Genomic DNA, 26539 nt, shown 5'->3' on the forward strand with positions numbered 1-26539 from the left:
ACGCCACGAAATTCCGCGGACGATCCGAAAGTTGGTACATCCGGACCAGGCTTCGCCTGCACACGCAGTACCATTTCGGCAAAATTGCCCACATTCCGGAGAACTCGCGCCAGGAGTACCGGGTGGAATACCCGCAGCGACGCCACCACGGGATAAATACCGTCATCCGGCCGGCGCGGACCACCCGAATGACCGCTGTTCTTTCCCACGCTTCTCTTATGCTTCCCCCGAGGAGTCTTTTTGACGAAACGGGAGCCATTCACGTCGATGAAAAACCGTTCCGGCGGCTGCCGGTCGACCTTCCGCCGTAACGCGGTGCCGGCCCCCGCGGCGCCGGCCGAGCGGACGATTCGCGGGCCGCCAGCGGGCAGGTACCGGCGAGCCGGTGTTGGTACCGGGCAGCAGCCGTCAGGCCGTGCCGACGTGCAGGCGCACGGTCGTTCCGCCGTCACCGGTGTGGACTTCGACCAGGTCACACAACTGGCGCACGATCCACAGGCCGTGTCCGCTCTGCCCACCCGGCTCGGGAGGCAAGTACCCCAGGTACCAATCGAGTGCTCCGGAGCCGGGGTCGGTGATGTCGCAGATGATCCGGTTCCCGGAGCGGCCGACGGCCACCCGGCCGCGGCCGCCGCCATGGCTGACGGCGTTGGTGGCGATCTCGTTGGCGGCGAACACCAGCAGCTGCACACCGGATTCGGACAGCCCCAGCGAGCTGGCGTGTTCGGCCACGAAGGTCCGGACCGGGACCAGGTCGGCGTCGAATGGCAACACGGCGTACGGGCTGCCCGCGGGTATGGGTGCGAGGCGACGCGTCCACGCGCCGTCGGCAGCATCCGGCGGGGTGTAGTCGTCGCTGGCCTGCGCGGCGGGACCCGCCACCAGTTGCGGGTGGGTGCGGCGGGCGTCCTCGACGACGTGTCCGGGCAGGACCCGGGTGTCGTAAGGGCAGACGATCCAGGCCGGGCAGCCGGCGAAGGCGACATTGATCGCCGACTCGTACCGGGTCCACTCCGTGGTCTCGGTGGCGTCCCGGCCGTGCCACACCGGTTCGCCGATCACCCGCACCAGCGGGTATCGTCCGCCGGTGGTCCGCTGGTCGACGTAACGGTGATACGCGCCCAAGGTGCGCCCCGGAGTCCGGTACCACTCGTTCGCGTCAACGAATTCGACGTCTCCGGCGGCTCCTCCGAGCGACTGGCGCAGCAGATCGATGTTGGCGCCGGTCGTCACGGCCAAAACGGCGTCGCCTTGTTCGAGCCCGTCGAGGCAGAACGGCACGGTGGCGGCGAGGAATTCCTCGTCGCTGCGGTAAATCAGGCCTTGGTGGGTGAGACCGGGCCGGGAACGGCGTGCGACGGGGGCCGGCTCGTCGTGGTCATGCGCCCGCCTCGCGGGGAGTGACCACCAGAGCCGGCTCGTCGTCCCAGCCGACCACGCTGATCACCCGGCACAGCAGCTCGGCCAGGTTGGCCACGTGCATCCGCTGGCCGTTGCCCAACCGGCCTGCCGCCTGGGCCAGCGCTCGCATCCCGGCCAGATCGATGAACTCCAGCTGGGTCATGTCCACCCGCACATCGCCCGGCCAGGTCGACACCGTCTCCAGCGCCGAGGCCAGTGCACCGGTGGTGCGATGATCCACGACGCCGATCACCCGCAAAGTCAGCCTGCCGTTCTGTAAGGTCCGCGCCAGGCGTAGCACGGTGTCGACATAGAGAGGTTCCAGCGCCACGGAACCGGAGTGGCGACGGTCGACGGCGGTCAAGGTTTCGGCGTCGAAGCGGCGGGCGTCGTACTGGCAAACCGCCGAGGCGCGGCTTCCGTCGAACACCGCGTTGACCTTCGCCTCGTACTCGTGCAGCCGGTCGGCACCCGGGACGTCCCGCAGTGCCCAGCCCATCTCGCCGCTGACCCGGAGGCCGGTGTAGCCGGCGGCCAGGGAAGCGGTGACCTCTTGCTGCAGGGTGGCCACCATGCCGTCGGCGTCGAACGAACCGCCGGCCAGATAGCTGCGGCCGGCCGTGGTGATCTGGAGCTGACCTCGCGCGACCGCCGGTCCCGGGTCGGTTCCGGCTCCGTCGAGCCAGTCCAGCACCTGCTCGGGTGCACATTGGTCCGAGAAGTACTTGACCCGCTCGCCGCGTTCGAGTCCCGCACGCAAGTAGGCGGTGACGACCCGGCGCTGCTCGTCGTCATCGGCGAACGTCAGACACAGGTGGTCACCGTGGCCCACGTCCTCCACCCGGTGCTCTCTGCTTTCTCGCGCCATCACTTCAGCCAGTCCTCGCGTCGCCGTCGGCGAACGTCCCCGCACCGGCTCGTACGGACACAGCGCGCCCCCGACGACTCTAGCGCCGACCGTCCGGACGCCGGAGCCGCGGGGCGGCGGTCTCCTTACTTGTTGGTGCCCGGCGTGAGCACCTTGTCGATCACGAAGACGGTGGCGTTCTTGGTGGGGATGTTGCCGCACAGGATCTTCGCGCCGTTGATCGTCATGTTGTCGCCCGAACCCTCGATCTTCACCGGCCCGCCGGCGGTGTTCAGGGTGTCGACCGAGCCCGCGGTGGCGAGCCCCTTGCCGTCGTAGCGCTTGCCCACGACGTGGTACTGCAGGATCGGCGACAGCTCGGCGGGCTTGCCGGCCAGCTCGTTGAACTTCGCGTCGCCCAGCGCGGCGAACGCGGGGTCGGCCGGCGCGAAGACCGTGATGGCCTGCTGGCTGTTGAGCGTGTCGACCAGGTTCGTGGCCTTGACCGCCGCCACCAGCTTGGTCAGCAGCGGGTTCGTCGACGCGGCCGAGGCGACCGGCTGCGGGCCCATCGAGTCCAGCGAACCGGGCGCGGAGCCCTGCGGCAGCTGCGAACAGGCCGGGCCGAACACGTCGGCGTTGGTGGTCATGCCGTCGGAGGCGGCCATGCTGGAGGAGGGCGCGGCCATCGACGACGACGGAGCCGGCGCCGGGGCACTGCTGGAGCTGCCCGACGACGCGGTGTCGCTACCGCTGCACGCGGTCAGCGCGAGGGCGGCGGTCGCGGTCATGCCGATACCAGCGATACGAAGCTTGTTCACGGAAATCACTCCAAGAGGGGAATAAATGCGGCTGTTCCCGCGGGGGGAACTTGCTCTCTGACCCCGGCCCCAGCCGGATTGGTCAGCCGGGAAAGTTTTGGTCAGGCAGCGGTGAAGGTGACGTTGTGCCAGCCGGTGGCGCCGTCGGGGACGGTGCCGGCGCGCTGGTCGGTCTGGGTGTAGCCGGTTTTGTCGGTGGCGCGGCAGAACACCTGGTGCACGCCGGCCGGGACGTCGACCTCGGTCCACCACATCCGCCAGGTGTTCAGGTTGACTTCCCGGGACAGCGTCGTTTCCTGCCACGGTCCCCGGTCGACGCGGACTTCGACCTTCTCGATGCCGGTGTGCTGCGCCCACGCCACGCCGGCGACCCGCACTTTTCCGGGCTTGACGTTGGCGAAACCGCGGTGCGAATCGATCCGGGATTCCGTTTTGATCGGAGCCTCCTGGCTCCAGCCGCGTTTGAGCCAGTACGCCTGGCGCGCGGCCCAGGTGGTGACTTCGATGTCCACGACCCATTTGGTCGCCGAGACGTAGCCGTACAGGCCGGGTGTGACGAGCCGCGCCGGGAAGCCGTGTTCCAGCGGCAGCGGCTCGCCGTTCATGCCGATCGCCAGCATCGCCCCGCGCCCACGGTCCTGGGCCGCCGCGACCGGGGTGCCGGAGGTCCAGCCGTCGACGCTGGTGCAGTAGAGCTGCTCGGCGCCCGGTTTCACGCCGGCTTCGGCGAGCAGGTCGGCCAGGTCGACGCCGATGAAGTTCGACGTCGACACGTAGTCGCCGCCGACCTCGTTGGACACGCACGTCATCGTCACCGTGCGCTCGATCAGCGGCCGGTTGCGGATGTCGTCGTAGCTGTACCGGATTTCGCGGTCGACCATGCCGTGCAGCCGCAGTGCCCAGTCCTCGGCCCGCAGCTGCGGCACCGACAGCGCGGTGTCCACCCGGTAGAAGTTCGCGTTCGGCGTCAGGAACGGCGGGGTGCCGAGCTTGGCGAAATCGGCGTCGGCCGGAACGGCCGGCGCGGTCCGCGCGGGAACGAGCTTGCCGATCGCCTCCCGGGACGCGGTCGCGTCCCGGGCCAAGCTGATCAGCTGCCCACCCACGCCCAGCGCGCCGGCTCCGACGACAACACCCGCACCGCCGAGGAGGAAGGACCGCCGTGACGTGCCGCTCTTGTCTTCGGATCCGGCGTCTCGCCACACCCGCGGAGCGATCCGATGCAGGACGAGGAAAACCGCGACCCCGACGAGCAGGCTGGCGGCCGGTGCCAGCAGGGCCACGGTGGTCAGGTCCGGGCGCTGGGACACGGCGAACCCGCCGATCAGTCCGAACAGGACGATGACGACCGTTCCGGGTACCGGCGAGCGGCGCGAAAGCACGCCGGCGAGCGCGGCGGCAAGCACCATCACCACGGCCATGCTGCCGAGCAGCACCAGCTTGTCGTAGGTGCCGAACGTGCGGACGGCGAAGTCCTTCAGCTCCACCGGCGTCAGGTCGATGGCGCCGTTGCCGACGGCCAGGTAAGGCGAGGCGTTGATGCCGAGGAAGCCGGCGACGAGGTGGCCGGCCGCCAGCGCGGCGGCCAGCGCGAGAATTCCGGTGAACGCGGCCGCGAAGAACCGAAGCCGGGCACGCTCCGGAACGGTGGGGGCGTCGAGTTCGGTAGCGGTCATGTCCAGCATTCGGTGCTCGCCCCCGGCCGGGATTGGTCGATGACCTCCTTTACCCGAATGGGTGAGAGCGGTCTCGGGAGACGGCCGTCACACGATGGAGCCGTGACGATCTCCGGGCGGCGGGGTCTGTAGCGGTGTGGGAGTGAACGGAACTTCCACGCAGCCCAGCAAAACGCCGGTCAGAAGGAGAACACCATGACGAAGCCGACCGCCACCACGGCCGCTGCCGACCCGGCCTCGACCGCGCTGGACAAGGGGGGCGTCAGCGCGCTCGTGTCCGCGCAGGGTTCCACCACCATCGCCGACACCGTGGTGTCGAAGGTCGCCGGCCTGGCCACCCGTGAGGTGTCCGGCGTGTACGCCCTCGGCAGCGGCGCGGCCCGGGCGTTCGGCGCGATCCGCGAGCGGATCCCCGGGGCGTCCGCCTCGGTGAGCCAGGGTGTGTCGGTCGAGGTCGGTGAGCGTCAGGCCGCGATCGACCTGCAGATCCTGGTCGACTACGGCGTCTCCATCACCGACCTGTCCCGCTCCGTGCGCCGCAACGTGATCACGGCCGTGGAGCAGATCACCGGGCTCGAGGTCGTCGAGGTCAACATCAACGTCTCCGACGTGCACCTGCCCGGCGACAACGAGGACGGCGCCGAGGACGGCGCCGGGGCCGGAGCCGGAAACGCCAAGGCCGACACCGGCCGCGTTCGGTGACCTCCGGCGCCGAGATCGACCCGGACCGCATCGCCGCCGCCGTGCAGGCCCTGGCCCCCGTCGCGGGCCTGCACAGCGGCCGGTTCGGCGAGATCGCCACCCCCCTGCCCGGCCGCCGCGTCCCCGGCGTCCGGATCCGTGAAGACGAAATCACCATCGGCGTCACCATCCGCTACCCGGCCCGCTGCACCGAGGTCGGTGCCGCGGTCCGCGCGGCGGTCGGCGCCGTCGACCGGCCCGTGGTGGTCCGGATCGGCGACGTCGTCCCCGCGGCAACCGGCTTCGGCACCGCAACGGTGTCCGCACCAGGAGGAGAACCTTCGTGAACTCGACCCACCTCGGCCTGCTGACCGGCCTCGCCCTCGGGCTGGCCGCGGCCTTCGGCGGCTTCGGCGCCTTCTTCGTCGTCCTCGTCCTCGGCGCGATCGGCCTGCTGGCCGGCCGCGTCCTCGACGGGAAGCTCGACCTGTCCCGGCTCACCGGACGCGATCGGGGCTGAGCACCGTGACCGCTGTCATCCAGGACGAACGAGGGCGCACCACGATCGCCGGCCGGACCGTCGAACGCATCGCCGCGCGGGCGGTCACCGATCTCGACGACGTCGGCGGCGCGGCGACGCGGGTGCTCGGCCTCGCGGTCGGCCGCGGGAACACCGCCGAAGTGAGCGCGACGGTCTCCGGCGGCACCGCCGTCCTCGACGTCCGGCTCTCGCTCGCCTACCCCACCCCGGTCGGCCCGGCCACCGAGTCGGCCCGGCAGCACCTGATGGACCGGGTCCGCGAGCTCACCGGGCTCACCGTGTCCCGGGTGAACATCACCGTCACCGCTCTCCGCGGCGGCGCCGGAGAAGTCAGGAGGGTCCGGTGAAACGCCGGCCTCGTCGCAGCACTCCCGCCACTCTCACCGCCCTCGTGCTGCTGGCCGGGTGCGTGTTCGTCGCGGCCATCGCGATCCAGCTCATGCTGGGCCGGACCCCGTGGGCCGACTACCACGCGATCGCCGCGGTCCTGCACGACACACAGTGGAGCGATCTGGCGCCCGCGCTCGCCGGCGGCACCGCCGCCGTGCTCGGCCTGACGATGCTGCTGTGCGGGGTGCTGCCGGGCAAGCGCACGATCCTCCCGCTCGCCGGCGATCTCGACTCGGGCGCCTCGCGGCGCAGCTACCGCAGCACCCTGCGCACCGCGGCGTCCGGTGTGGACGGTGTATCGGCCGTGCGGCTGAAACTGAAGGACCGCAAGGTCGTCGTCAAGGTCGCCACCCGCCGCACCAGCACGGCCGGGCTGGCCGACGCGGTCCGTGACGCGGTCTCCCGCCGGGTCGACCAGATCGAGCCCGCCACCCGGCCGGTCGTCAAGGTCCGGGTCCACGCCGTCAGGAGCTCGTCATGACCGACCTCAACCGTCCCGCACGCCTCAACCGGACGCTGCTCATCCTGCTCGGGGCCGCCCTGCTCGCCATCGGAACCTTCACCCTGCTGACCCACTTCGGGCGGTTGCCCGTCTTGACGCCGGACTCCGCGCTGCTCCCGGAAACCGGGGAGCTGCCCACGTGGAGCCGCTACGCGGCTGCGGCGGCCGCGGTGATCACCGGGCTGCTCCTGCTGCGCTGGCTGCTGGCCCAGCTGACCCGCAAGCCGAAAACCCACACCTGGCGCTTCGAGGACGACCCCGCCCGCGGCCGGACCGAACTGGCCGCCGGCACCGCGATCACGCCGTTCATCGACGAGGTCAAAGGCTACGCAGGGGTGCACAACGCCCACGCCACCCTCGCCGGAAGCCGCGACCACCCGGCCGTCGCCCTGGTGATCAGCGCCGGGCAGGACGGAGAGCCGGCCGCGATCCGCCGGCAGCTCGGCACCGCCGGTCTTCCCCGCCTGCGCCACGCCCTCGGCGTCCGTGCGCTGCCGGTCACCGTCGAATTCCGCTTTTCCTCCGAAACCGGGGCTCGCGCTCGCTGATCCACCTCCGCGCGGCGGAGCCTTCCGATCCACTGTGGACTTTTGCGGCACTGACCCTTGCGGGTGACCGTTGTCGCTTCCTTTCCTCCGCACCAATCCGCGCGGGCCGCCGGAGCCGAACTTGTTCCGACACGCCGCCGACAGCGGCGCGTGACTCGGCGTTCGCCGAGGAAGGACAGGTGGCATGACCGCCCGCGCAGTGACACTCCGCACCCGTGCCGAACGCCTGGACGTCGCGATCGGCACCGGCAAGACCCGCCTGCGCGACGCTCTCGGAGTGAGCCGATGACCACCGCCGACGCCCACGCCCTCACCGGTGCGTACGCCCTCGACGCGGTCACCGACCTCGAGCGCGCCGCCTTCACCCGCCACCTGGCCGACTGCCCGGTCTGCGCCGTCGAGGTCGCCGGCTTCCGGGAAACCGCCGCCCGGCTGGGCGGCGCGGCGGCCCTCGTCCCGGACGGGAACCTGCGCCGGCGTGTGCTCGCCGTGGTCGCCCAAACCCGGCAGCTGCCGCCCCACGTGACCGCCCGCCCTGCCGCGCGGGGGCAGCGCACGCCGTGGCGCCGGCGCGCGTTGATCGGTGTCGCGTCGGTCGCCGCCGCAGCCGCGGCGCTGGCCGGGGGAATCGGCATCGGGCTGAACCACCCGGGGTCCGCACCGGTGCCGGTGGCCGAGGGCAACACGGTGACCAGCGCGCCCGACGCGATCACCGTGCGGACCGCCGCGACCGGTGGCGGCGCCATCACGGCGACGATCTCCCGGCGGCTCGGGAAAGCCCTCATCGCCGCCCAGGCCCTTCCGCGGCCGGCTGCCGGTCACGCCTACGAGGTGTGGCTGACCGGGCCGCACGGGCCGCAGCCGGCCGGGCTGGTCACCTCCGGCGGCACTGTCGAGACCACCGTCCCCGGCGGCACCGACGGCGTCGCCGTGACCGTCGAACCCGCCACCGGATCCCTGCAACCGACCACGCCGCCGATCGCCGCCCTCGCGCTCGGCTGACCCACCGCGAACGGCGGCCGGCTCGGCACCGCAAGGAGCGGGGCACCGGATTCCTCCGGTGCCCCGCTCGGGTGCTTCCCGCTGACCGTCAGACGGTGTGCGGGGCGTGCGCGACGGTGTTCCAGCCGGTGGCGATCACAGCGGCGTCGCCGCCGTTGCCGCCCCAGCCCGAGTTGCCGCCGTGGGTGACGCCGGCGTTTCCGGCGTTCCCGGTCGAACCGGTCGCACCGGTGCTGCCGGAATCACCCGAGGTGACCGTGGTGTTCACGTGGTCACCCTGGTGGTGCCGGCCGCCGTGGTGGTGGCGGCCCTGCTGCTCGTGTCCGCGGGTCGAGGACACGGCGGTGTTGCCGCCGGTCGAGCCCGAGTCACCCGAGTGGCCGGTGGTGCCGGTCACCGCGGAGTTGTGGCTGGTGGCGTTGCCGGCATCGCCGGAGCCGCCACCGTTGCCGCCCTGCGCGGAGCCGAAGACCCGGCCCAGGACGCCGGTCGTGCCACCCTGGCCGTGCCGGTTCCCGCCGGTGTTCGTGGCGGAGTCGGTGCCGGTGCCGACGACGGTGGCGTCGCCACCGTGGCCCGCGGCACCGGAGTCGCCACCGGCGGTGGTGCTGGTGTTCGTGGCGTCACCGGTCGAGCCGGTGGCGCCGGTGTTGCCGGAGTGGCCCGACGTCACCTCGGTGGCCGACTTCGTGCCACCGTTGTCCCAGCCACCGTTGTCCCAGCCACCGTTGTTCCGGCCACCGTGGGAGCAGCCGCAACCCTGGTGCCCGCCGCCGTTGCTCTGGCCACCGAGGGTCCACCCGATGGCGCTGTTGCCACCGGTCGAGCCCGAGTCACCGGAGTTGCCGGACGTGCCGGTCACCGCGGAGTTGTGGCTGTTCGCGTTGCCGGCGTCACCGGAGTTGCCGCCGTTGCCGCCCTTGGCGATGCCGGTCACGAGACCGACGACGCCCGTGGTGCCGCCCTGGTCGTGACGGTTCCGGTTCCAGCTGTGCCCACCGGTGTTCGCACCGGACGCGGTCGTGGTGGCGTCGCCACCATGGCCCGCGTTGCCGGAGTTCCCGCCGGTGGTGGTGCTGGTGTTGGTCGCGTCGCCGGTCGAGCCGGTGGCGCCGGTGTTCCCGGAGTCACCCGAGGACACCGTGGTGGAGCACTGCGCCAGCAGGCAGAGGCCGTAGGCGCTGTTGCCGCCGGTCGAGCCCGAGTTCCCCGAGTTGCCCGAGTCACCGGACACCGCGGAGTTGCCGCTGGTGGCGTTCCCGGCGGCACCGGAGTCGCCGCCGTTGCCGCCCTTCGCGGTGCCGGTCACCGAACCCAGCACCCCGAGCAGCCCGCCCCGTGAGGCGTGCGAGCCGGCGGTGTTGTGGCCGGTGGCCGCCGTGGTCCCGGAGCCGCCGTGGCCGGCGTTCCCGGAGTGGCCGCCGGTGGTGGTGCTGGTGTTCGAGGCGTTCCCGGTCGAGCCGGTGGCGCCGGTGTTCCCGGAGTTGCCCGAGGACACCGAGGTGCTGCACTTGGCGAGCACGCAGACGCCGTAGGCGCTGTTGTGCCCGGTGGAGCCGGAGTCGCCCGAGTTGCCGGAGTTCCCGCTGACCGCGGTGTTGCCGCTGCTCGCGTTCCCGCCGGAACCGGAGTCCCCGCCGTTGCCGCCGGCCGACCCGCCGGAGACCACGGAGTGCAGGGTGCCGCCGAGCCCGCCCAGCGGGCCCGGGTTGCCGGTGTCCGCACTGGCCACCGCGCTGCCCAGCAGGACGAACCCGCCGGAGATGAACGCGACGGTCAGGCCGCGTCGCACGTACTTGTGCATGTCTTCCCTTTCCTTACCTTCTGTCCACAATGGATTTCTGGTGGTGGAAAGGGAAAGTCAGCTCGGATGGTCGTTTCCGTAGAAGACCAGCCAGTACAGCGGCGCCCGCCCGCCCGGCGGTGCCCGCCAGGCACGATCCGTGCCCGGCGGGCCCGACCCGGCCATCGTCACGGCGTGCTCACCACCGTGCTGCCCGGCCGGCCCCGCCGACACGGTCCCGCTCGCGGCGGGACCTTCCGGCGCCGGCGGCACGCTGCCGCCACCGGCCGGCCCGGACATCCGGGCGAACCCGGCCGGTACACCCGCGTCCTTCGCGGTGTCTTCGGCGAACGCCGGCCGATCCGCACGCGGCTGCCTCGGCGGAACGACCGCTTCGGCCTCCGGCTGCTCGGTGGTCACCGCAGCGGCCTGTTCCGCCGGAGCAGGCCGGACGTCGTCCCGGGGACGCGTGGTCCCCGTGGTTTCCGTGCTCCCGGCGACCACCGTGCCGGCGGGATCGGCTCCCACCGCGTGCACCACCGGCTCGGTCACCGGCGCGAGCGCGTCCAAGACCGGCCGGAGGACCGGCTCGGTCACCGGGCGCACCACCGACAGCACCGGCGCCACCGCCGTGACCACCGGCCGCACAACCGGCGCGAGCACCGGCTCCACAAGCTCGGTCACCGGCTTGGCCACCGGTGCGACCTGTGACGACACCGTGTGTACGACGTCGGTGACCGGCCGCAGGACCGGCTTGGCCTGCTCGATCGTGCCCCGCAGCGGTTTCCCGATTGCGGACAACAAACCAGGCCGATCCGTTCGGTCCGGCGAGGACGATTCGGCCGCATCGGCCGTACCCGACATCAGCAACGCCAGAACAGCGAGACCCACCAAGACGCCCGCGACCAGCAGCATCCGGGCCACCATCGAGCTTTCGCCGACTTGCACGTCCTCAGACTGGGAAGTATTCATCCATCTCACCTCCCTTCGAGTGCGATCTTCACCCGTCAGGGGAAATTCGCCGCGCGATCGTCACCGGATTGGGTGGCCGAGGGAATTACTTTTCTTTTTCTCCACGGGTTTCTCCTCACCGGTAGCGGGTAAGCACCGCGGCTCGTTCAGCCGATCCGGGAGCCGGCCTGTCCGCTCGGCCGGCAGCTTCGAAAGGGTGACGTCAGCGACCATCCATCCTGCTCGCCCGGGAGGCCATGCCGGGCGCGCGGGACACGTCCGACGTCGCGCAGCGTCGCGCGCGGGCGGGAAGGAGTGCACGTGTTCGGCAAACGCTATGCCGCTTCGATGATCAACCGCAGTGCCGGGAACGCGCAGGACCGGCGCCGGTTCCTGCGCGCCGCGGGCATGACCGGGCTCGGTGTCGTGGGCGCGGGCGCGCTCGGCGGGCTCACGGCCGGCCCCGCCGCCGCGGCCGCGGCACGCCCGGCTGCCGCCGCCGGAGAGGCCGCGGCGCCCGGCGTCAGCGATGGCGCCGTCCTCAACTTCGCCCTCAACCTCGAGTACCTCGAGGCCGAGTTCTACCTGCACGCCGTCACCGGCCGCGGCCTCGCCGACGCCATGACCACCGGCACCGGTACCCGCGGCGGCGTCACCGGCGGCCGCGCGGTCCGCTTCGAAACCAAGACCGCCCGCCAGTACGCCCAGGAGATCGCGGCCGACGAGAAAGCCCACGTCCAGTTCCTGCGCTCGGCGCTCGGCTCGGCTGCCGTCAGCCGGCCCGCGATCGACCTGCAGTCCAGCTTCACCGCCGCCGCCCAGGCCGCCGGCTTGGTCAAGCCGGGCCGCAGCTTCGACGCCTTCGCCTGCGAAGAGAACTTCCTGCTCGCCGCATTCCTCTTCGAAGACGTCGGCGTCACGGCCTACAAGGGCGCCGCCCCGCTGATCACCAACAAGACCTACCTCGAAGCAGCGGCCGGCATCCTCGCCGTCGAGGCCTACCACGCCGCCAACATCCGCAGCGCGCTCTACCAGCGCGGCGACGCCAAAGCGACGGTCAAGCTGTCCAACGCCCGCGACAGCCTCGACGGCGCAGGCGACGACGACCAAGGTGTCATCGATGCCCGCGGCAACGCCAACATCGTCCCCACCGACGCCAACGGCATCGCCTACAGCCGCTCCCCCGGCCAAGTCCTCAACATCGTCTACCTGACCCCCAAGGCCGCCACGTCCGGCGGGTTCTTCCCCCAGGGTGTCAACGGCGAAGTCAACACCAGCGCCGCCAACGGCTGAGCCCACCGAACGCGGGTGCCCGGAACGTCCGTCGGGGACGCTCCGGGCACCCTCGGCGTCGTCCTGCGGAAGGATCACCGGAGGCAACCACGGCGGTCTTTCCGGCGTGCTGGAGGCATGACGTCGTCGAGATCCTGGCTGCCCCAGGCGGCCGTGCTGTGGCTACCGCCGGTGCTGCTGGTCGGCGGGCTGGTGGTCATGGGCGTCGGCGTGCACACGCTCGCTGACGAGAGCCGGTCGGCGGGGCTCTTCCCGGGCCGGGTCGTCGCGACCGATGACCGGACCGCGAACGTCGAGTACACCGGACCCGACGGGCGCGCCACGACGGCCACCGTCGGGCTCCAGAAGCCGGCGCTCCGCCTCGGTGCCGCGGTCCGGATCCGGGCGTGGCCCGACGCACGGCGGGCGGAGCTCGACCACGGCGTCTCGCACGGCGCGACGATCGTGGTCGGCAGTGTGCTCGCGCTGCTCGGCGCGGCCGCCACCGTCCTCGCCTTCGTGCGGCACCACCGGGAACGGAGCCGGTCCTGAAGATACGCACGGTTGCGCGCCGTAGAGGCCCTGAGGCGTTCCGACGCCGCACCCCGCCGGCAACAAGCCGGCTCCGCCACCGGCACCCGTGGCGGCGGCTTCTGCTGGTTCATCCTCGACCGCGCCAAGAGCCAGGCGGATCTTTCAGTGACGCGTTTCCGGGACGACTTCGGCCGTGAACGGGCTGCCCGCCGGATCCACCAGACCGGCGAGCTGGAGGATGCGCAGCGGGGCGGATCCGGCTCTTCCCCGGATGGTGAGTTCCAAGTCCCGGCTCCGGCTCACTGCCGCGGTGTCCAGCAGCAGGGCGATGCCGCAGCTGCTCAGGTAGCGCACTTCCGTCAGGTCGACGAGCACGCTGCGGGATTGCGTGGCTCTCACCTCGGCGAGGGTGGCCGGTCCGACCTGACCGACCGTGCTCAGATCCAGATCGCCGGTCAAGCGCACGGTCAGCTGCCCCGGCACCGTGGCATCGACGGACACGTTCGCCGGGGCCGGGACGTCGGGAGCGGCGGCCGGCCGCGCTTCTCGTTCGCGGGCCGGGTCCGGGGAGAGGGCGAAGCGGACCGCCGTGCCGTCGTCGTGGTGTTCGATGGCGAACTGGTCGGACAGCGCCTTGATGATGCCGATGCCGCGGCCGCGATGGCTGTTGTCGGCGGGTTCCGGGCGCCATCGGCCGTCGTCGTGCACGACGCCCACGAGCCGGCTGTCGGCGGTTCGGGTCACCGAGTACGTGACTTCGCCGGGGCCCGCCGGGAAAGCGTGTTCGACGGAGTTGGCCACGGCTTCCCCGAAGGCGAGGGTGAGGTCCTGGTGCACCTCCGCGGACAGCCCGGCCAGGGCCGACCAGCGGGAAAGGTCGTCGCGCAGGTGCCGCAGCACCGCGGGCTCGGCGACCGCCCGCCGCTGCAGCGGCGGCGGCATCAGCCGGACCGCGAGGACGGCGACGTCGTCGTCCTGCCCCCCGTCCAGCAGCTCGTCGGTGATCGCGGCGACCAGCAGATCCGGCGCCGAGGCGTGCGCGCGCGCCGCCGCGTCGCACAGCCGCCGCAGTCCTTCGTCGATCGGCTCGTCACGGCGCTCGATCAGGCCGTCGGTGTAGAGCAGCACCGAAGCGCCCGGAACAAGTTTTGTGCTCTGCTCGGTGTAGCCCGGCCGGTCCGGACGGCCCAGGACGCTCCCGCCGCCCGGCAGCAGCCGGGCCGTGCCGTCGCCGACGAGCACCGGCGGCGGGTGCCCGGCCACGGCCCAGCGCAGTTCCCCGGTTTCCCAGTCGAGCGTGAGGCACGCGCACGTCGTGCCGGCCGCACCGTCCGTGCGCGCGGCGAACGCGTCCAGGCGTTCCAAGGCGGCGGCCGGCCCGTGCCCGTCGAGCAGGCTGCCGGTCAGCGCACTGCGCAGCTGTCCCATCACCGCCGCCGCCTGCGGGCCCTTTCCGACGACGTCGCCGACCGAGAGAGCGACCACCGAGCCGCCCAGCGCGACCAGCTCGTACCAGTCCCCGCCCGTCTGGGCGTGCGCCGCCGCGGGCTGGTACCGGGCTGCGGCGGCCACCCGCGCCAAGGCGGGCAGCTCACGCGGCAACAGGCTCCGCTGGAGTGTTTCGGCGATTTCGTGCTCCCGCTGCAGCAGCAGATCCCGCTCGGCTTCCCGGCGGCGCCGCTCGGTGATGTCGCGCCCGATCGCCTGCACGCCGGACGGCGTGACCTGGATGCTCAGCTCGAGCACCACCTCGGCACCGCCGGCCCGGCGGACGTGGTGCACTTCGCTGGTCTCGCGGACCGCGCCGGGTTCCGCGACCAGCTGCCGCCACCGGCGGATCCCGTCGTCGTCGAGGAGCCCGGTGATCGGGGTACCGATCAGTTCGTCGCGGCGGTAACCGAGCAGCTCGCAGGCCGCGGCGTTGATCTCGGCGAAGCGCAAGGCGCGGTCCAGCACCCAGATGGCGTCGGTGGCGCGTTCCACGAGCAGCCGGTGGCGCTGTTCGCTGTCGCGCAGCGCGCGGCCGGCGTGGGTCCGCTGGATCGATTCCCAGCACCGGCTCACGATGAGCTCGACCAGGTCGACCTCGGCGTCCGTCCAGTGCCGGACCGTGGCCTGGTGCACGGCCATCGCCGCGACGAAGCGGCCGCCGCGCAGCAGCGGCACGCAGATGACGGCGCGGATGCCGGTGACCCGGTAGGCGTTCAGGTCGGCCGGGACGAGACGGGCGTCGGCGGAGCAGTCGTGGACGACCCACGACTTGCCGGCCCGCATCGCCCGGACGCAGCCCTGCCCGAACGCCGACATCGCGAACCGGCCGGGCAGCGGCGGCAGACCGGTGTGGTGGTCGCCGCTCATCAGGAAGTGGTCTTCGTCCCCTTCCGCTTCGGCGTACGCACAGCGGTCGGCGCCGAGGTGTTCACCCAGGCTGCGCGCCGCGTACTCCATCACCTGCTCGGCGTCGTCGAGTTCCTGCAGGCCCCGCTCGAACCCGGCGAGGAAGCGCTGCCGTTCCGCCTCCGCCCGCCGCTCGCCGGCGTCCAGCCACACGCCGCGGACCGTGCCATCGGGCGCCACCCGCGCCAGCTCCTGCAGCCACACCACCCGGCCGTCGGCGGCCAAGGCCCGGTAGGTGAGCTCGTACCGGCCCCGCGCGCAGCCTTCTTCCCGGGCGCGGGCGCAGTGCTCGCGATCCTCCGGGTGCACCATCGACGACGCCAACGCCGGATCGCTCAGCCAGGAGGCGGGCGGATACCCCAGAAGCTCCCGCACGGCGCCGGACACGAAGGACAAGGCGCCGCTGGCGATGGCGCCTTCCCACACCACGACCGGCAGACCATCGAGGAGGTTGTCCAAGTGCTCGAGTCCCTGCTCCAGATTTCCCGCCGACGCCGGCTCGTACGCGGCCGGTGCCAGCCTAGACGAGACGGACGGTCACCGCCCAGCTCACCGGCCGGGGCACCGATGAGGTTTCCGCGCCGCGCCCGTCTGTACCGGTGAGATCGACACAAGAAAGGCCGGCACGATGCGGAAACTGATCTTCGGCATGAACGTGACCCTGGACGGCTACATCGCCGCGCCCGGGGCGGACATCGGCTGGAGCGAGCCGAGCGACGAGCTGTTCCGGTGGTGGCTCGACCAGGAACGGGCGAGCGATCTGACGCTGTACGGGCGCAAGCTGTGGGAGACGATGAGCTCCCACTGGCCGACCGGCGACGAGCAGCCCGGCGCCACCCCGGCGGAGGTCGAGTTCGCGCGGAACTGGCGGGACACGCCGAAGGTGGTGTTCGCCTCGACCGTCGACCGGGTCGGCTGGAACACCCGCCTGGTCACCGGCGACGCGATCGCCGAGATCACCCGGCTCAAGGCCGGGGACGGCGGCCCGATGCGCATCGGCGGCGCAACGCTCGCCGGGGCCGCCGTGCGGGCCGGGCTGATCGACGAATACGCGATCGTCACCCATCCGGTCCTGGTGGGCGGCGGCACCCCGTTCTTCACCGCGGTGGACAGCCGGGTGCCCCTGAACCTGGTGGAGACGCGGGAGTTTCCCGGCGGCGTGGTGCTGACCCGGTACGAGACGAGGCGATGAGCCGGGCTTGACGCTCGGCCCGTGAAGCCCCGCCGGCCACGCCGGCGGGGCAGGACGATCATCACAGCGCCGGCGGCAGGCCCAGCCACGGTTTGCCGGCGGCGTCGAATCCGGTGAGCTCGGCGATCTTGCCGTCGACGACGTGCAGGACCGCGATGGCGAACAGCCGGTACCCCGGGTCGTCGGAGGTGCGCAGGTACAGCGCGGCGGCAGGCATGCGGTTGACCGTCGTGGTGATACCGCGCCAGTCGTCGTGGCCGTGCCGGAAGAGCCCGCCGGAGACCCAGCCGTCCACCGCGTCCCTGGCCGTCGTGGTCAAGGTGCCCTGCTCGGGCAGCATCGCGAAGCGCAGGTCGTCGCGCAGCAGGGACGTCAGCCCGTCGAGGTCGTTGCGCTCGTGGGCGTCGATGTAGGACTTCACCACGCCGCGCTCGTCGTCCGACAGCTCGTGGGAGGCGGGGCTCCGCCAGTCGAGGCGGCGGCCGGGCAGCTGCTCGCGCATCGTCACGCGCGCCCGCTGCAGTGCGCTGGTCACCGATGCGACGGTCAGCCCGAGGGCGTCGGCGGCCTTCGGCGCCGGCCAGCCGAGGACGTCGCGCAGGATGAGCACCGCCCGCTGCCGCGGCGGCAGGTGCTGGACGGCGACGATGAACGCCAGCTCGATCGTCTCCCGCGCCACCACCGATTCCTGCGGGTCCTCGGGGAGCATCCGGTCGGGGTACGGCTGCAGGTACAGCACCTCGGAGCCGGAGCCCGGCAGCTCGGCCGGTACGGGTGTGCGGTCGTTGCGCTTTTCGAGGAAGTCGAGGCAGGCGTTCGTCGCGATCCGGTACAGCCAGGTCCGCAGCGCGGCGTGCCCCCTGAACGACTCCCGCTTGTTCCACGCCCGCAGGAACGTCTCCTGCGTCAGGTCCTGGGCGTCCTCGTAGTGCGCGAGCATCCGGTAGCAGTGCACCTGCAGCTCACGCCGGTGGCGCTCGGTGACGAGCGCGAACCGCGCCGGGTCGTCCGAGCGGACCGCCGCGATGAACGTGGCCTCGTCGGCGCCCAGCGGTCTGGTGTCGGTCATGGTCGTCAATCCTTCCACCGGTGTGGGGGGTCACCAGAACTGACGACGCGGCGGAGGATTCCTGATCGGTGCAGCCCGATCCGGCTAGTTCACCACGATGGAGTAGTCACGGCCGAGGTTCGACTGGGTGCCGTCGGCGGTACGGCTGTAAACCTGGATGGGGTAGAAACCCGACGCGGTGGGGGTGAAGGTGAAACTCGCCCGGCCGTCGGTGCCGGCCGGGACCACGGTCGGATTGTCCCAGTCCCAGTAGAAGTAGTAGACGTAGTCGACGACGCCCGGCGAGCGGGGGGTCAAGGTGAAGACGCCGGGGACGCCGGGGCCTCCGCTGCCCTCGAAGTCCGGGTAGTCGGTGCTCGCCACCAGAGGCGCGTCACTGGCCGTGTACGGGGTACGAGCGGTACCGGACGTCAACCCCGTTCCGGTCGTGCTCCACACTTCGAGCCGGTGGAAACCGAGGGCCGAGGTGATGTTCGCGGTCGTGGGGACGCCGGCCGAGGCCGCGAGGGTGGTCTCCGGCCCGTTGTCGATCCGGTAGGTGTAGGAGACGACATCGGCCATACCGGGCGAGAACCGGAATTCGGCGGGCACTCCGGCACCGGTTTCCCTCGGCCCGCTGACCCGGGGTTCCGTCGACTGCACGTAGAAGTGGTGGACGTGCTGGGGCGACCGGTTGCCCGCGTTGTCGACGCTCGCCACGTAGAGATCGTTGGGGCCGGAGGTCTGCGGCGTGTGGGAAACCGTCGCCGTGCCGCCAGGGTGGTCGGCCGCCACGAAGGTGCCCGCCGGATCGGTGGTTCCGTAGAAGAAACCGACGACCGCTTCTTCGCCGTTCGCCTCGAAGGTGAACGAGCCCGGCATCCCGGCGCCGGGGTGCCAGGCACCGTCGTCGGGGTACTCGGCCGAAACCACGGTGGGCTCGGCGACCGGAGCAGCGGCACTCGCCTGGCCCGGTGCGGCGCCGGACGCCACCACCCCGACGGCCAGAAGCACGGTGACTCTACGGCGAACTCTCATCGGAAACCCCCCAGGCGAATCCTGCTGTCGGCTACAGCTAAGCACAATTCCGCCACCGGACGAACGCCAAGCCGTCACGCTCCCCCGAGGCGCCACACCTGCGCCGGCGATGCCGCCTGACCACCAGGGCGACGACCATGCCCAGCGATGCGAAGGTGGTCTTGCGTCCCGGCGGCGGGAGTGATGTGGTTGGGTGGACTCCGAGTGGTCGGAGGTGGCCGTGGACGAGGGAGTGCTGGGACCGGGTGACGTGCTGGCGGCGGCCGAGACCGCCCCGCCGGTGGAGTCGGTCGAGGTCGTCGCGCGTGATCTGGCGAAGCGGCTGGGTGCCTTCGACGTTTCCTTCCTGCTGGTCGACCTCGTCGAGGAACACCTGGTTCGGCTGACCTCGACCGCGCAGGACCCGGACGGAAGCGCTCCGGAGGCGGTCGATCTGCCGGGCAGCGTCTACGAGCGGGTGCTGCGCACCCAGCGGCCGTGGCGGGAGCAGGACGACAGCGGGGTGCGGGCGGTGCTGCCGGTGACCAACCGCGGCGACTGCGTCGGCGTCCTGGAGGTGACCGTGCCCTTCTGCGACGACGAGGTGCTGGCCCAGCTCGGCCAGGCCGCACACGCGCTGGCCTACGTCATCGTCACCGACCGCCGCTTCACCGACCGCTACCACACCGGCCGGCGCACCACCCCGATGAGCCTGGCCGCGGAGATCCAGCACCAGCTCCTGCCCTCGGCCGCCTGCTGCGAGGCGGCCCAGTTCACCGTCGCCGGTGCCCTGGTGCCCGCCGACGACATCGGCGGTGACACCTACGACTACACCCTGGACCGCAACACCCTGCACCTGTCGATCACCGACGCCGCCGGCCACGACGTGGCCTCGGCGCTGACCGCGACCCTGCTGGTCGGCGCGCTGCGCGGCGCCCGCCGAGCCGCTCGTGACCTGGCCGAACAGGCAGGGCACGCCAACCAGGCCCTGCTCGACCACGGCGGGGAAGTATCCCTGGCGACCGGGCTGCTGCTGCGCGTGGACCTGCACACGGGAGCGGCCGAGCTGGTGAACGCCGGACACCCGCCACCCCTGCTGCTGCGCGACGGGGTGGTGGCGGAGCTCGAGCTGGAGGCCGATCTGCTCTTCGGCGTCCGGCCGTACCGGTACCGGGTGCAACGGCTGGACCTGCGCCCCGGCGACCGGCTGGTCCTGCTCACCGACGGCATGCTCGAACGCGACGCCGCCGGCGCCGACCTGCCCGCGCTGATCCACCAGACCGCCGGACTGCACACCAGAGAGCTGGTCCGGGCGGCGACCAGGGCGGTGACGCACGCCTGCAACGGTCACCTGCAGGACGACGCTACGGTGCTGTGCCTGGACTGGCACGGGACCGCCCGCACCGAACGCCAGGCCGACTACGGCGCCGACACCGACACCGCCTCGCCGGCCGCCACCTCCGACGACCCGGTGTGACCGCCGGGCCCCGCACCGGCTCGCCGCGGGGCTGCGACCACGCCGCCATCCGCTCCACCTCCGATGGGGACCTGCGCGCCGTCGTGGTGCCGTTGCCGAACGCAGGCCTCACGGCGGGTTCTTCCACCCCACCGCCGACGAGGCCGGCGACCGGCGCCTGACCCGGTGAAGCCGCGGGGTCGCCCGGTCATTCCGCCGGGAATCCGGTGGTGCCGGGAAGGGTCCAGGTCAGGGTGACGGTGGTGCCGTTGTCCCGGTGGATGGTCGAGGCGTGGTCGGCCAAGGTTGCGATGAGCAGATGGCCGCGTCCCCGGACCGAGTCGGCGGCATCCGGGGGCTTCCAGGTGCCGTAGTCGGTGACGGTGACCGTCACCTCGCCCCGGCGGTGTTCGCCGTGCACCTCCAATGCGCCGGGCCGCGGGTGGTCGCGGTAGGCGTGTTCGACCGAATTGGACATGGCCTCGTAGCTGGCCAGGACCAGGTCTTCGTGGCGTTCGGCGCCCATCCCGAGGCCCGCGGCCCATTGGGTCAAGCCGGTGCGCAGCGCGGTGAGCTGGTCGACGGTGGCGTCGGCGCGCCGGTGGAATTCGGCCGCCGGGGGGTCGATGTGGCGGTGGACGTGGATGAGGGCGATGTCGTCGTCGTGGCGGCCGAGGGTGAGCTCGGAGATGAGCTTGTCCCATGCCGTCTCCAGGTCGGGCGCGTCGAGTACCCGGGGGATGCCTTCCAGCAGCCATTCGATGCCGAGGGTGAGGTCCCGGGTGCGGCTTTCGACCAGGCCGTCGGTGTAGAGCACCAAGTCGACCCCGGGTGGGAACGGCGTCGTCCGTTCGGGGAACTCGGCGCCCACGCCCAGCGGCTGGGCCAGTGCTTCCCCGATCTGGCGGGTTTCTCCTTGCGGCTCGACGAGGATGGCGGGGAGGTGGCCGGCGTTGGCGTAGGTGAGGGCGCGCCGACCGGGATCGTGCACGGCGTAGAAGCACGTGACGAAGCCGGCTTCGACCAGACCGGCGGTCAGCTGGGAGACGTTGCGCAGAACGTCGGACGGCGACAGCTCGAGCAGCGCGTAGGACCGGATGGCGGTGCGGACCTGCCCCATGACGGTCGCGGCGGTGACACCGTGCCCGACGACATCACCGATGACGAACGCGGTGGCGCCGGAGGTGAGCGGGATGACGTCGAACCAGTCGCCGCCGATCTTGCTCCCCATCGCCGCCGGCAAGTACCGCGTCACCACGTGCGCCCCGGCAACGTCGGGGACGTCCGGCAGCATGCTTCGTGACAGCTCGGTGACCAGGGTGCGTTCGCGCTCGTACAGCCGCGCATTGTCCAGGGCGATGGCCGCGTAGCCGGCGATGCCCTCCGCGAGGAACTCGTGCCGCGAGGTGAACCGATCCGGCTGCGGGTGGCCGAAGAAGAACCCGCCCAGCACCTCTTCGGTCGTCGGGCTGATCACCGGGACAGCGAGGTAGCTGCGCACCGGCAGGTGACCTTCCGGCATCCCGTGATAGGGCGGGTTGCGGCCGAACCGGGCGTCCTGGGTGATGTCGGCACTGCGGAAGGTGCCCACACCGTCGAACGTGGGAGCGAACACCGCGCTGTTGCGGGGCATCGGGAACCGGGAGAACGCCTCCCGCGGCACCCCGGAGATCGTGTACCGGGTGTAGGACTCGCCCAGTTCGTCGACCAGGTTGTAGAAGAACGCGCCGAACTCGGCCCCCGTCGCTCTTGTGGCCGCGTCGGTCGCGTTCTGAACCATCCGGTCGAGGTCGAGCTGAGCGGTCAGCTCCCGGCCCACCGAGTGCAGCAGGTCCAAAACAGCCGCTTCGGCCTGCAGTTCGCGGACCAGCCCGGCGACCGGACCGGCCACCATGCCGGCGCCCTCCACCAGGGCCCGATGGCGATCGCCGACCGGATCGGTGGCGAACATCAGCACACCGTGTCCGCGGCTGACGACGCCCACGGCCGCGGACACCGTCAACCCGGGCAGCAGCTCGTCCAGCAGGGCACGACCGGGAACGATCACGGCCGGATCGTCGTCCGGGTCACCATCCATCAGCCGGTGCAGCTGAGCGTCGTCCAACTGGTGTGTCTTGACGTCGACCGGGTCGCCGTCGCCACTGACGAAAGCGCCGCGCAACGCGTCGATCAGGTCATCGAAGCCGCTATGGCGGGTCACACGCGATCCAGCGCAGCCGCGAGCGTGGGAACGATCACCAGTTCGTCGGTCAGCCGCGTGAGCTCGAGCGGGCGCAAGGTGACCCGCCCGGTGGCCACGACCCGCACTGCCATCGACGCGGTGAGGCGATGGGCCCGCACCAGTTCCGCCATCCCGGCCGATGCCAGGAAGTCGACCTCGGTCAAGTCGATGACCAGCACCGAAGGGGCCAGCCGCTGCGCGCGGTCGACGAGCTGGCGGATCTTCGGCGCCAGAACGAGGTCGAGAGCTCCGGTAACCCGCAGGACGAGCGCGTCGCCCAGCGTTTCGAGTTTCACTCCGTCCGCCGCGCCGCCGGCATCCCCCAGCGGCTCCTCGGTCTCCCTGCCATCCGTCTCGAACATGCTGCAATTCTGCCTCGACCGGGCGGCAGGTGCTCATCTGGTGGCGCGACGCCTGCCCCGTCGGCCGCTGGTGACCGAGCGTCTCGGCCCCCACTCGACGGGCCACGGTGACCGGAAACACCGAACCGGCTACCCGGCAACGCACACGGAGCCGGCCGGCGCTCAGGCGCCGAGGCGGCTGTAAATCCGGCTGGCCATGGTCGCGGCGAGCTGGTGCAGCTTGTCCGTGGGATCGAGCTGGGCGTATTGGCCCAGCAGTTCGGCCACGGCGTAAGCCTCGGTGCCCGACACCAAGGCGATGCAGCGTTCCCGGCGTCCTCGATCGATCAGCCGCGTGAGCGCCTCGGCGTAGTCCTCACGGTTGCGCACCGCGGCAAGTTCGAACGGCTCCTGCCCGGCGACCTGGTCGCTCATCCCACTGTCCTCCCCTGTCCGTGTGCTCAAGGGCATCCGCCCCCGAAGCTCACCTGCGACTTTGCGAGGTGGGGGTACCCCGATCGGGTCGCGGAGTAAATCTATGTCGGGTGGGTTAGACATTCGGCGTTGGGTGTGTGTAGAGTCCTTCTCGTAGCGAGAGAGACAACGTCAAGCAGGCGCGGGAGAGGACGTAACTACCCGCGAAGTGAGACAAGCGGTCAGGCAGGACGGGGCCAATCAGTGAACAGGTCTCGGCTGGTGACCGAAGCAGTGCTGGATCGCAGTAGGCAGTGAAGTAAGCCAGGTGGCCGGGACCGAGCAGGGTAAGGGGTTCCGGGCAGTGGCCGCGGTGTTGCGCGTGCTGGGGCCGATCGGTGAAAGGGTTCCAGCCGGTGACGACCGCGACAGCAGGACACAGCAAGAAGGAAACACAGGAAAGAAGGGACAGGGCCCATCATTGGATCGCCCGCAGCGGCTGGGCAGTAGTGCCGCGCGGGTACCGCAGTCCCATCGGATTGGCAGGTGGTTCTCGGTTACGAATCAGCGATCCCCGCGTCAGCGGCCTCCCGGCCCGACGCGAGAACAGGAAGCCGGCGGTCGCGCCGGCCGACAATGGTGAAACCCAACCCTGGGACCCCGGGTGCCGTGCATGGCACCCGGGGTCCCTTGTGATGCGGAGGCCGAATGATCCCTGACCAATACCACCCGGCCACGCCCGCGGCCGACAAATTCGACGACGAACACTACCCCGGCTACACGATGGGCCGGGCCGCCGAAATGCTCGGCACCACCCAGAACTTCCTGCGCAGCCTCGACGAAACCGGGCTGATCAAGCCACAACGCTCCACCGGCGGGCACCGCCGCTACTCCCGCCACCAATTGCGCATCGCCGCACGAGTACGGCACCTCGTCGACGAAGGCACCGCCATCGACGCCGCCTGCCGCATCATCACCCTCGAAGACCAGCTCCACGAAGCTCAACGACGCCACACCCGTCCCCAACCCGCCACCGACTGAGCCGCGAGGTGTACCACCGAAAGCCCCGCAGGTGGTACACCTCGAACGCTCAGTTCGTCCACCACGGTGGGTGCCCGGCGATGGCCGGCAGCCATCGCCGGACCGGGTTCTCGCTAACCGGCCGGGCAGAACTTCGCCTCGATCACTGACTTGACCGTGGGGAGCTCGGGGGTCATCTGGTCGATGTTCATGCTGATCCCGACCAGGTGCTCTCCGTCCCGGGTGCCCAGCGAGAACGTCATCGCGCCGCTGATGGCACCGCCGATGCCCCAGACCTCCCTCCCGCAGCCCAGCGTCCAGGACCAGACGCCGAGACCGTAAGTGGTGCCGGAAACCCACGACTCGATCTCCTCGCCGGTGGCCGGGCTCTTGACCACGGTCCGGACCATGGTGAACATCTCCCGCTGCTGGGCGGGCGCCAGGATCTGGCCCTGAAGCAAGGCTCGGGTGAACTTGTCGACGTCCTCGACCGTCGACACCATGCCGCCCGCCGCCCAGCCGTAGGACACGTTCTGCTCGGTCACGTCGTAGACCTCGGCGCCCGGCTCGTTCACGAACAGCGTCGAGTAGTGCCTGGGGTGGGGCCCGCGTATCCGCACTTCGTCGTCGTTCGGCAGGTAGGTCCCCTCGAGCCGGAGCGGGAGGACGATCCGCCGCCTGATTTCCTCGGCAAGCGTGTTTCCGGTCACCTTCTCGACGATCATCGCGGCCAGGAAGTATCCGGTGTTGGAATAGGCGAAACCGTCACCGGGTTCCGGGAAATAGCGTTCGTTGCGCAGGCCGGCCTCCACCAGCTGCCCGGGGGTGTACCGGTCGAAGCGGTGCTCGAAGAAGTCTTGGCCCGTCCGCACGATCTGCGCGTCGTTGCCGTAGTTGAAGATCCCGCTGGTGTGGTTGAGCAGCTGCCTGATGGTGATCTCGCGGCCGTCGTTGCCGTTGCCGCGGACCAGGCCGGGCAGCCACTTCTCCACTTCGTCGCCGAGGCTCAGCTCGCCGGCGGCCTCCAGCTGCAGCACGACCGCGGCGGTGAACGCCTTGGCGGCGCTGCCGATGCGGACCCGCTCGTGCGGGCGTTGCGCACGACCGGTTCCGGTGTCGGCCACGCCCGCGTGGCCGAACCAGCTCTGACGGCCGTCGATGACCTCGGCGACCATGCCGGGCACGCCCTTCCCGGCTACGGCTTCTGCCATCGCGCGCCGCACCGCGGCGTTGTCGGGACGGCTCGTCGCCGGATCCGCTTCCGAGACCGCCGCCACGGCCGTATTGCCGCCGTACTCCGTCATCGCCGTTCCCGAGATGAGCAGGGTCATCCCCGCCAGGACCGCGCGCACCCGGTTCTGCGCAGAGGAATGCACCCCGATTGTCATCGCCATACCCGTCCCCCATTTCCACTCGACGGTGAACGCTAATTTGCGTTCACCGTCTCGTCAAGGATCCCCCGTCGGGTTATGGCCGTCCAAGGCCCATTGATCAGGTCTTTTGCAATGGCGCTGCCCGTGAATGCAAAGGACGCCGGCGAAGGTGATTTGCAATGGACTGGAGACGAATGCACACTGTCGATCGGCTCCGGGGGCGGAGCGGTGATGGTGACGGCCGAGCGGCGGAAGGTGCGCACATGCCGGGCAGCAGACTGACTCACGAGGACCGCCGGGACATCGAGGTGGGTCTGGCCGAGGGGTTCACCTACTCCGGGATCGCCGAACGCCTGTCGCGCCCGGTTTCGACGATCAGCCGCGAGGTGGCCCGCAACGGCGGCCGCGCCGCCTACCGCGCCGACCACGCCCACCGGGCGACCGAGGGACGTGCGCGCCGGAGCGGGCCGGCCGCGGTCGAGGGGGCCGGGGCCGGCGGCCGTGATCCCCGGGTGCTGCACCAGTTCGAGGAACGGTTCGCCGCGCTGATGGCCGGGACCGGCCTCCCGCGGATGACCGCCAGGGTCCTCGCCTGCCTGTACGCCACCGACACCGGTAGTCTCACCGCCGCCGACCTCGTGCACCGGCTCCAGGTCAGCCCGGCGTCGGTTTCCAAGGCCGTCGGGGACCTCGAGGCGCAAGATCTGATCAAGCGCGAGCGTGACGCCCGGCGACGGCGTGACCGCTACGTCATCACCGGCGACGTCTGGTACCGGGCGTGGCTGAACAGCGTCCGGGCGAACCTCGCGCTGGCCGACGCCGTCCGCCAGGGTGCCGAGAGCCTCGGTGCCACCACCCCGGCCGGTGCCCGCCTCCAAGACATGGGCCGGTTCCTCGAGCACGTCAGCCGCGTGCTGATCCAGGCCGCTCAAGGCCGGCCGGGAACCGCCGTCGCTCGCCACGGAGGCTCGGCCGGCTGACCGGCGACCACCCGCCGAACCTCGGAGGCCACGCCTGCCGCTCCGCTTCCGCCGCCTCCGCTCGCGGATCGCGGCGAACGACGCGTCGACCCATCGTGTCCACTGTGGAGAGTTCGCGGCCGCCTGCGCGC

At 71.2% G+C, this 26539-nt stretch carries 26 protein-coding genes; 13 read left to right on the forward strand and 13 right to left on the reverse strand.

All coding sequences use genetic code 11. From position 1 onward, the window contains the following. Window positions 1-408: 408 nt before the first annotated feature. The 4 genes from Q5425_RS44490 to Q5425_RS44505 form a co-directional block, all read right to left on the reverse strand. Window positions 409-1320: a sensor histidine kinase gene (locus tag Q5425_RS44490; protein ID WP_308678734.1), complete on the reverse strand. Its 912-nt coding sequence runs from the start codon at window positions 1318-1320 to the stop codon at window positions 409-411. Window positions 1321-1378: 58 nt separating this feature from the next. Continuing rightward, on the reverse strand, window positions 1379-2314 hold the full coding sequence (locus tag Q5425_RS44495; RefSeq protein WP_308678496.1) for an MEDS domain-containing protein: 936 nt from the start codon (window positions 2312-2314) through the stop codon (window positions 1379-1381). A gap of 80 nt (window positions 2315-2394) precedes the next feature. Then, window positions 2395-3069, reverse strand: a complete 675-nt coding sequence (locus tag Q5425_RS44500; RefSeq protein ID WP_308678497.1) for a fasciclin domain-containing protein — start codon at window positions 3067-3069, stop codon at window positions 2395-2397. 101 nt (window positions 3070-3170) lie between these two features. Beyond that, complete coding sequence (locus Q5425_RS44505) at window positions 3171-4745, reverse strand: molybdopterin-dependent oxidoreductase (RefSeq protein WP_308678498.1); 1575 nt, start codon at window positions 4743-4745, stop codon at window positions 3171-3173. A 195-nt stretch (window positions 4746-4940) separates the two neighbouring features. Between Q5425_RS44505 and Q5425_RS44510 the strand changes: the two genes are divergently transcribed. The 7 genes from Q5425_RS44510 to Q5425_RS44540 all read left to right on the forward strand — a co-directional run bounded on the left by Q5425_RS44510 (window position 4941) and on the right by Q5425_RS44540 (window position 8409). Continuing rightward, on the forward strand, window positions 4941-5447 hold the full coding sequence (locus tag Q5425_RS44510) for an Asp23/Gls24 family envelope stress response protein (RefSeq protein WP_308678499.1): 507 nt from the start codon (window positions 4941-4943) through the stop codon (window positions 5445-5447). Then, window positions 5444-5773 (forward strand): hypothetical protein, encoded by a 330-nt coding sequence (locus tag Q5425_RS44515; RefSeq protein ID WP_308678500.1) that lies wholly within the window; start codon window positions 5444-5446, stop codon window positions 5771-5773. Before Q5425_RS44510 ends, Q5425_RS44515 begins: the two co-directional genes overlap by 4 nt. Further along, window positions 5770-5946 carry a hypothetical protein gene (locus tag Q5425_RS44520; RefSeq protein ID WP_199191637.1) on the forward strand — a complete coding sequence of 59 codons (177 nt, stop codon included), beginning with the start codon at window positions 5770-5772 and terminating at the stop codon, window positions 5944-5946. The genes Q5425_RS44515 and Q5425_RS44520 overlap by 4 nt, the downstream gene beginning before the upstream one ends. A 5-nt stretch (window positions 5947-5951) precedes the next feature. Then, window positions 5952-6314: an Asp23/Gls24 family envelope stress response protein gene (locus tag Q5425_RS44525; RefSeq protein WP_308678501.1), complete on the forward strand. Its 363-nt coding sequence runs from the start codon at window positions 5952-5954 to the stop codon at window positions 6312-6314. Then, window positions 6311-6838: a DUF6286 domain-containing protein gene (locus Q5425_RS44530; RefSeq protein ID WP_308678503.1), complete on the forward strand. Its 528-nt coding sequence runs from the start codon at window positions 6311-6313 to the stop codon at window positions 6836-6838. Before Q5425_RS44525 ends, Q5425_RS44530 begins: the two co-directional genes overlap by 4 nt. After that, entirely contained in the window at window positions 6835-7407 is a 573-nt protein-coding gene (locus tag Q5425_RS44535; protein WP_308678504.1) for an alkaline shock response membrane anchor protein AmaP, read from the forward strand. The genes Q5425_RS44530 and Q5425_RS44535 overlap by 4 nt, the downstream gene beginning before the upstream one ends. Before the next feature lie 285 nt (window positions 7408-7692). Further along, window positions 7693-8409, forward strand: coding sequence for an anti-sigma factor (locus Q5425_RS44540; RefSeq protein ID WP_308678505.1), 717 nt, complete (start codon window positions 7693-7695; stop codon window positions 8407-8409). Window positions 8410-8497: 88 nt separating this feature from the next. Here the strand turns inward: Q5425_RS44540 and Q5425_RS44545 are convergent, their stop codons facing one another. After that, complete coding sequence (locus tag Q5425_RS44545) at window positions 8498-10213, reverse strand: hypothetical protein (RefSeq protein WP_308678506.1); 1716 nt, start codon at window positions 10211-10213, stop codon at window positions 8498-8500. A 57-nt stretch (window positions 10214-10270) separates the two neighbouring features. Continuing rightward, a complete protein-coding gene (locus Q5425_RS44550) occupies window positions 10271-11164 on the reverse strand; it encodes a hypothetical protein (protein ID WP_308678507.1) in 894 nt (297 codons plus the stop codon). A 300-nt stretch (window positions 11165-11464) separates the two neighbouring features. Between Q5425_RS44550 and Q5425_RS44555 the strand changes: the two genes are divergently transcribed. Both Q5425_RS44555 and Q5425_RS44560 read left to right on the forward strand, forming a co-directional pair. Beyond that, window positions 11465-12436 (forward strand): ferritin-like domain-containing protein, encoded by a 972-nt coding sequence (locus Q5425_RS44555; protein ID WP_308678508.1) that lies wholly within the window; start codon window positions 11465-11467, stop codon window positions 12434-12436. Window positions 12437-12553: 117 nt separating this feature from the next. Continuing rightward, window positions 12554-12967, forward strand: a complete 414-nt coding sequence (locus tag Q5425_RS44560; RefSeq protein ID WP_308678509.1) for a hypothetical protein — start codon at window positions 12554-12556, stop codon at window positions 12965-12967. 144 nt (window positions 12968-13111) lie between these two features. Here the strand turns inward: Q5425_RS44560 and Q5425_RS44565 are convergent, their stop codons facing one another. Continuing rightward, window positions 13112-15805, reverse strand: a complete 2694-nt coding sequence (locus tag Q5425_RS44565; RefSeq protein ID WP_308678510.1) for a SpoIIE family protein phosphatase — start codon at window positions 15803-15805, stop codon at window positions 13112-13114. Window positions 15806-15974: 169 nt separating this feature from the next. Here Q5425_RS44565 and Q5425_RS44570 point away from each other — a divergent pair, with 169 nt between their 5' ends. Next, entirely contained in the window at window positions 15975-16538 is a 564-nt protein-coding gene (locus Q5425_RS44570; protein WP_308678511.1) for a dihydrofolate reductase family protein, read from the forward strand. Between the two features lie 61 nt (window positions 16539-16599). On the opposite strand, the gene Q5425_RS44575 is transcribed toward Q5425_RS44570, so the two are convergent. Both Q5425_RS44575 and Q5425_RS44580 read right to left on the reverse strand, forming a co-directional pair. After that, window positions 16600-17607, reverse strand: a complete 1008-nt coding sequence (locus Q5425_RS44575; protein WP_308678512.1) for an RNA polymerase subunit sigma-70 — start codon at window positions 17605-17607, stop codon at window positions 16600-16602. Between the two features lie 84 nt (window positions 17608-17691). After that, the gene (locus Q5425_RS44580; protein WP_308678513.1) at window positions 17692-18600 is read right to left on the reverse strand and encodes a hypothetical protein; all 909 of its coding nucleotides are present in this window, start codon (window positions 18598-18600) and stop codon (window positions 17692-17694) included. A 217-nt stretch (window positions 18601-18817) separates the two neighbouring features. On the opposite strand from Q5425_RS44580, the gene Q5425_RS44585 reads away from it, so the two are divergent. After that, window positions 18818-20080 (forward strand): PP2C family protein-serine/threonine phosphatase, encoded by a 1263-nt coding sequence (locus tag Q5425_RS44585; protein WP_308678514.1) that lies wholly within the window; start codon window positions 18818-18820, stop codon window positions 20078-20080. A 187-nt stretch (window positions 20081-20267) separates the two neighbouring features. Here Q5425_RS44585 and Q5425_RS44590 read toward each other — a convergent pair whose 3' ends face one another. The 3 genes from Q5425_RS44590 to Q5425_RS44600 form a co-directional block, all read right to left on the reverse strand. Continuing rightward, window positions 20268-22259, reverse strand: a complete 1992-nt coding sequence (locus Q5425_RS44590; RefSeq protein WP_308678515.1) for a SpoIIE family protein phosphatase — start codon at window positions 22257-22259, stop codon at window positions 20268-20270. Next, complete coding sequence (locus Q5425_RS44595; RefSeq protein WP_308678516.1) at window positions 22256-22642, reverse strand: STAS domain-containing protein; 387 nt, start codon at window positions 22640-22642, stop codon at window positions 22256-22258. The genes Q5425_RS44590 and Q5425_RS44595 overlap by 4 nt, the downstream gene beginning before the upstream one ends. 162 nt (window positions 22643-22804) lie before the next feature. Continuing rightward, window positions 22805-23056, reverse strand: a complete 252-nt coding sequence (locus Q5425_RS44600; protein WP_308678517.1) for a hypothetical protein — start codon at window positions 23054-23056, stop codon at window positions 22805-22807. A gap of 687 nt (window positions 23057-23743) precedes the next feature. On the opposite strand from Q5425_RS44600, the gene Q5425_RS44605 reads away from it, so the two are divergent. Then, entirely contained in the window at window positions 23744-24076 is a 333-nt protein-coding gene (locus tag Q5425_RS44605; RefSeq protein ID WP_308678518.1) for a helix-turn-helix domain-containing protein, read from the forward strand. Window positions 24077-24189: 113 nt separating this feature from the next. Here the strand turns inward: Q5425_RS44605 and Q5425_RS44610 are convergent, their stop codons facing one another. Then, window positions 24190-25449, reverse strand: coding sequence for a serine hydrolase domain-containing protein (locus tag Q5425_RS44610; protein ID WP_308678519.1), 1260 nt, complete (start codon window positions 25447-25449; stop codon window positions 24190-24192). A 242-nt stretch (window positions 25450-25691) separates the two neighbouring features. Here Q5425_RS44610 and Q5425_RS45980 point away from each other — a divergent pair, with 242 nt between their 5' ends. Further along, window positions 25692-26408 carry a MarR family transcriptional regulator gene (locus Q5425_RS45980; RefSeq protein ID WP_396135377.1) on the forward strand — a complete coding sequence of 239 codons (717 nt, stop codon included), beginning with the start codon at window positions 25692-25694 and terminating at the stop codon, window positions 26406-26408. The last annotated feature ends 131 nt before the right edge of the window (window positions 26409-26539 follow it).

Origin of the sequence: Amycolatopsis sp. A133, from assembly GCF_031082405.1 — a bacterium.
Lineage (GTDB): Bacteria > Actinomycetota > Actinomycetes > Mycobacteriales > Pseudonocardiaceae > Amycolatopsis.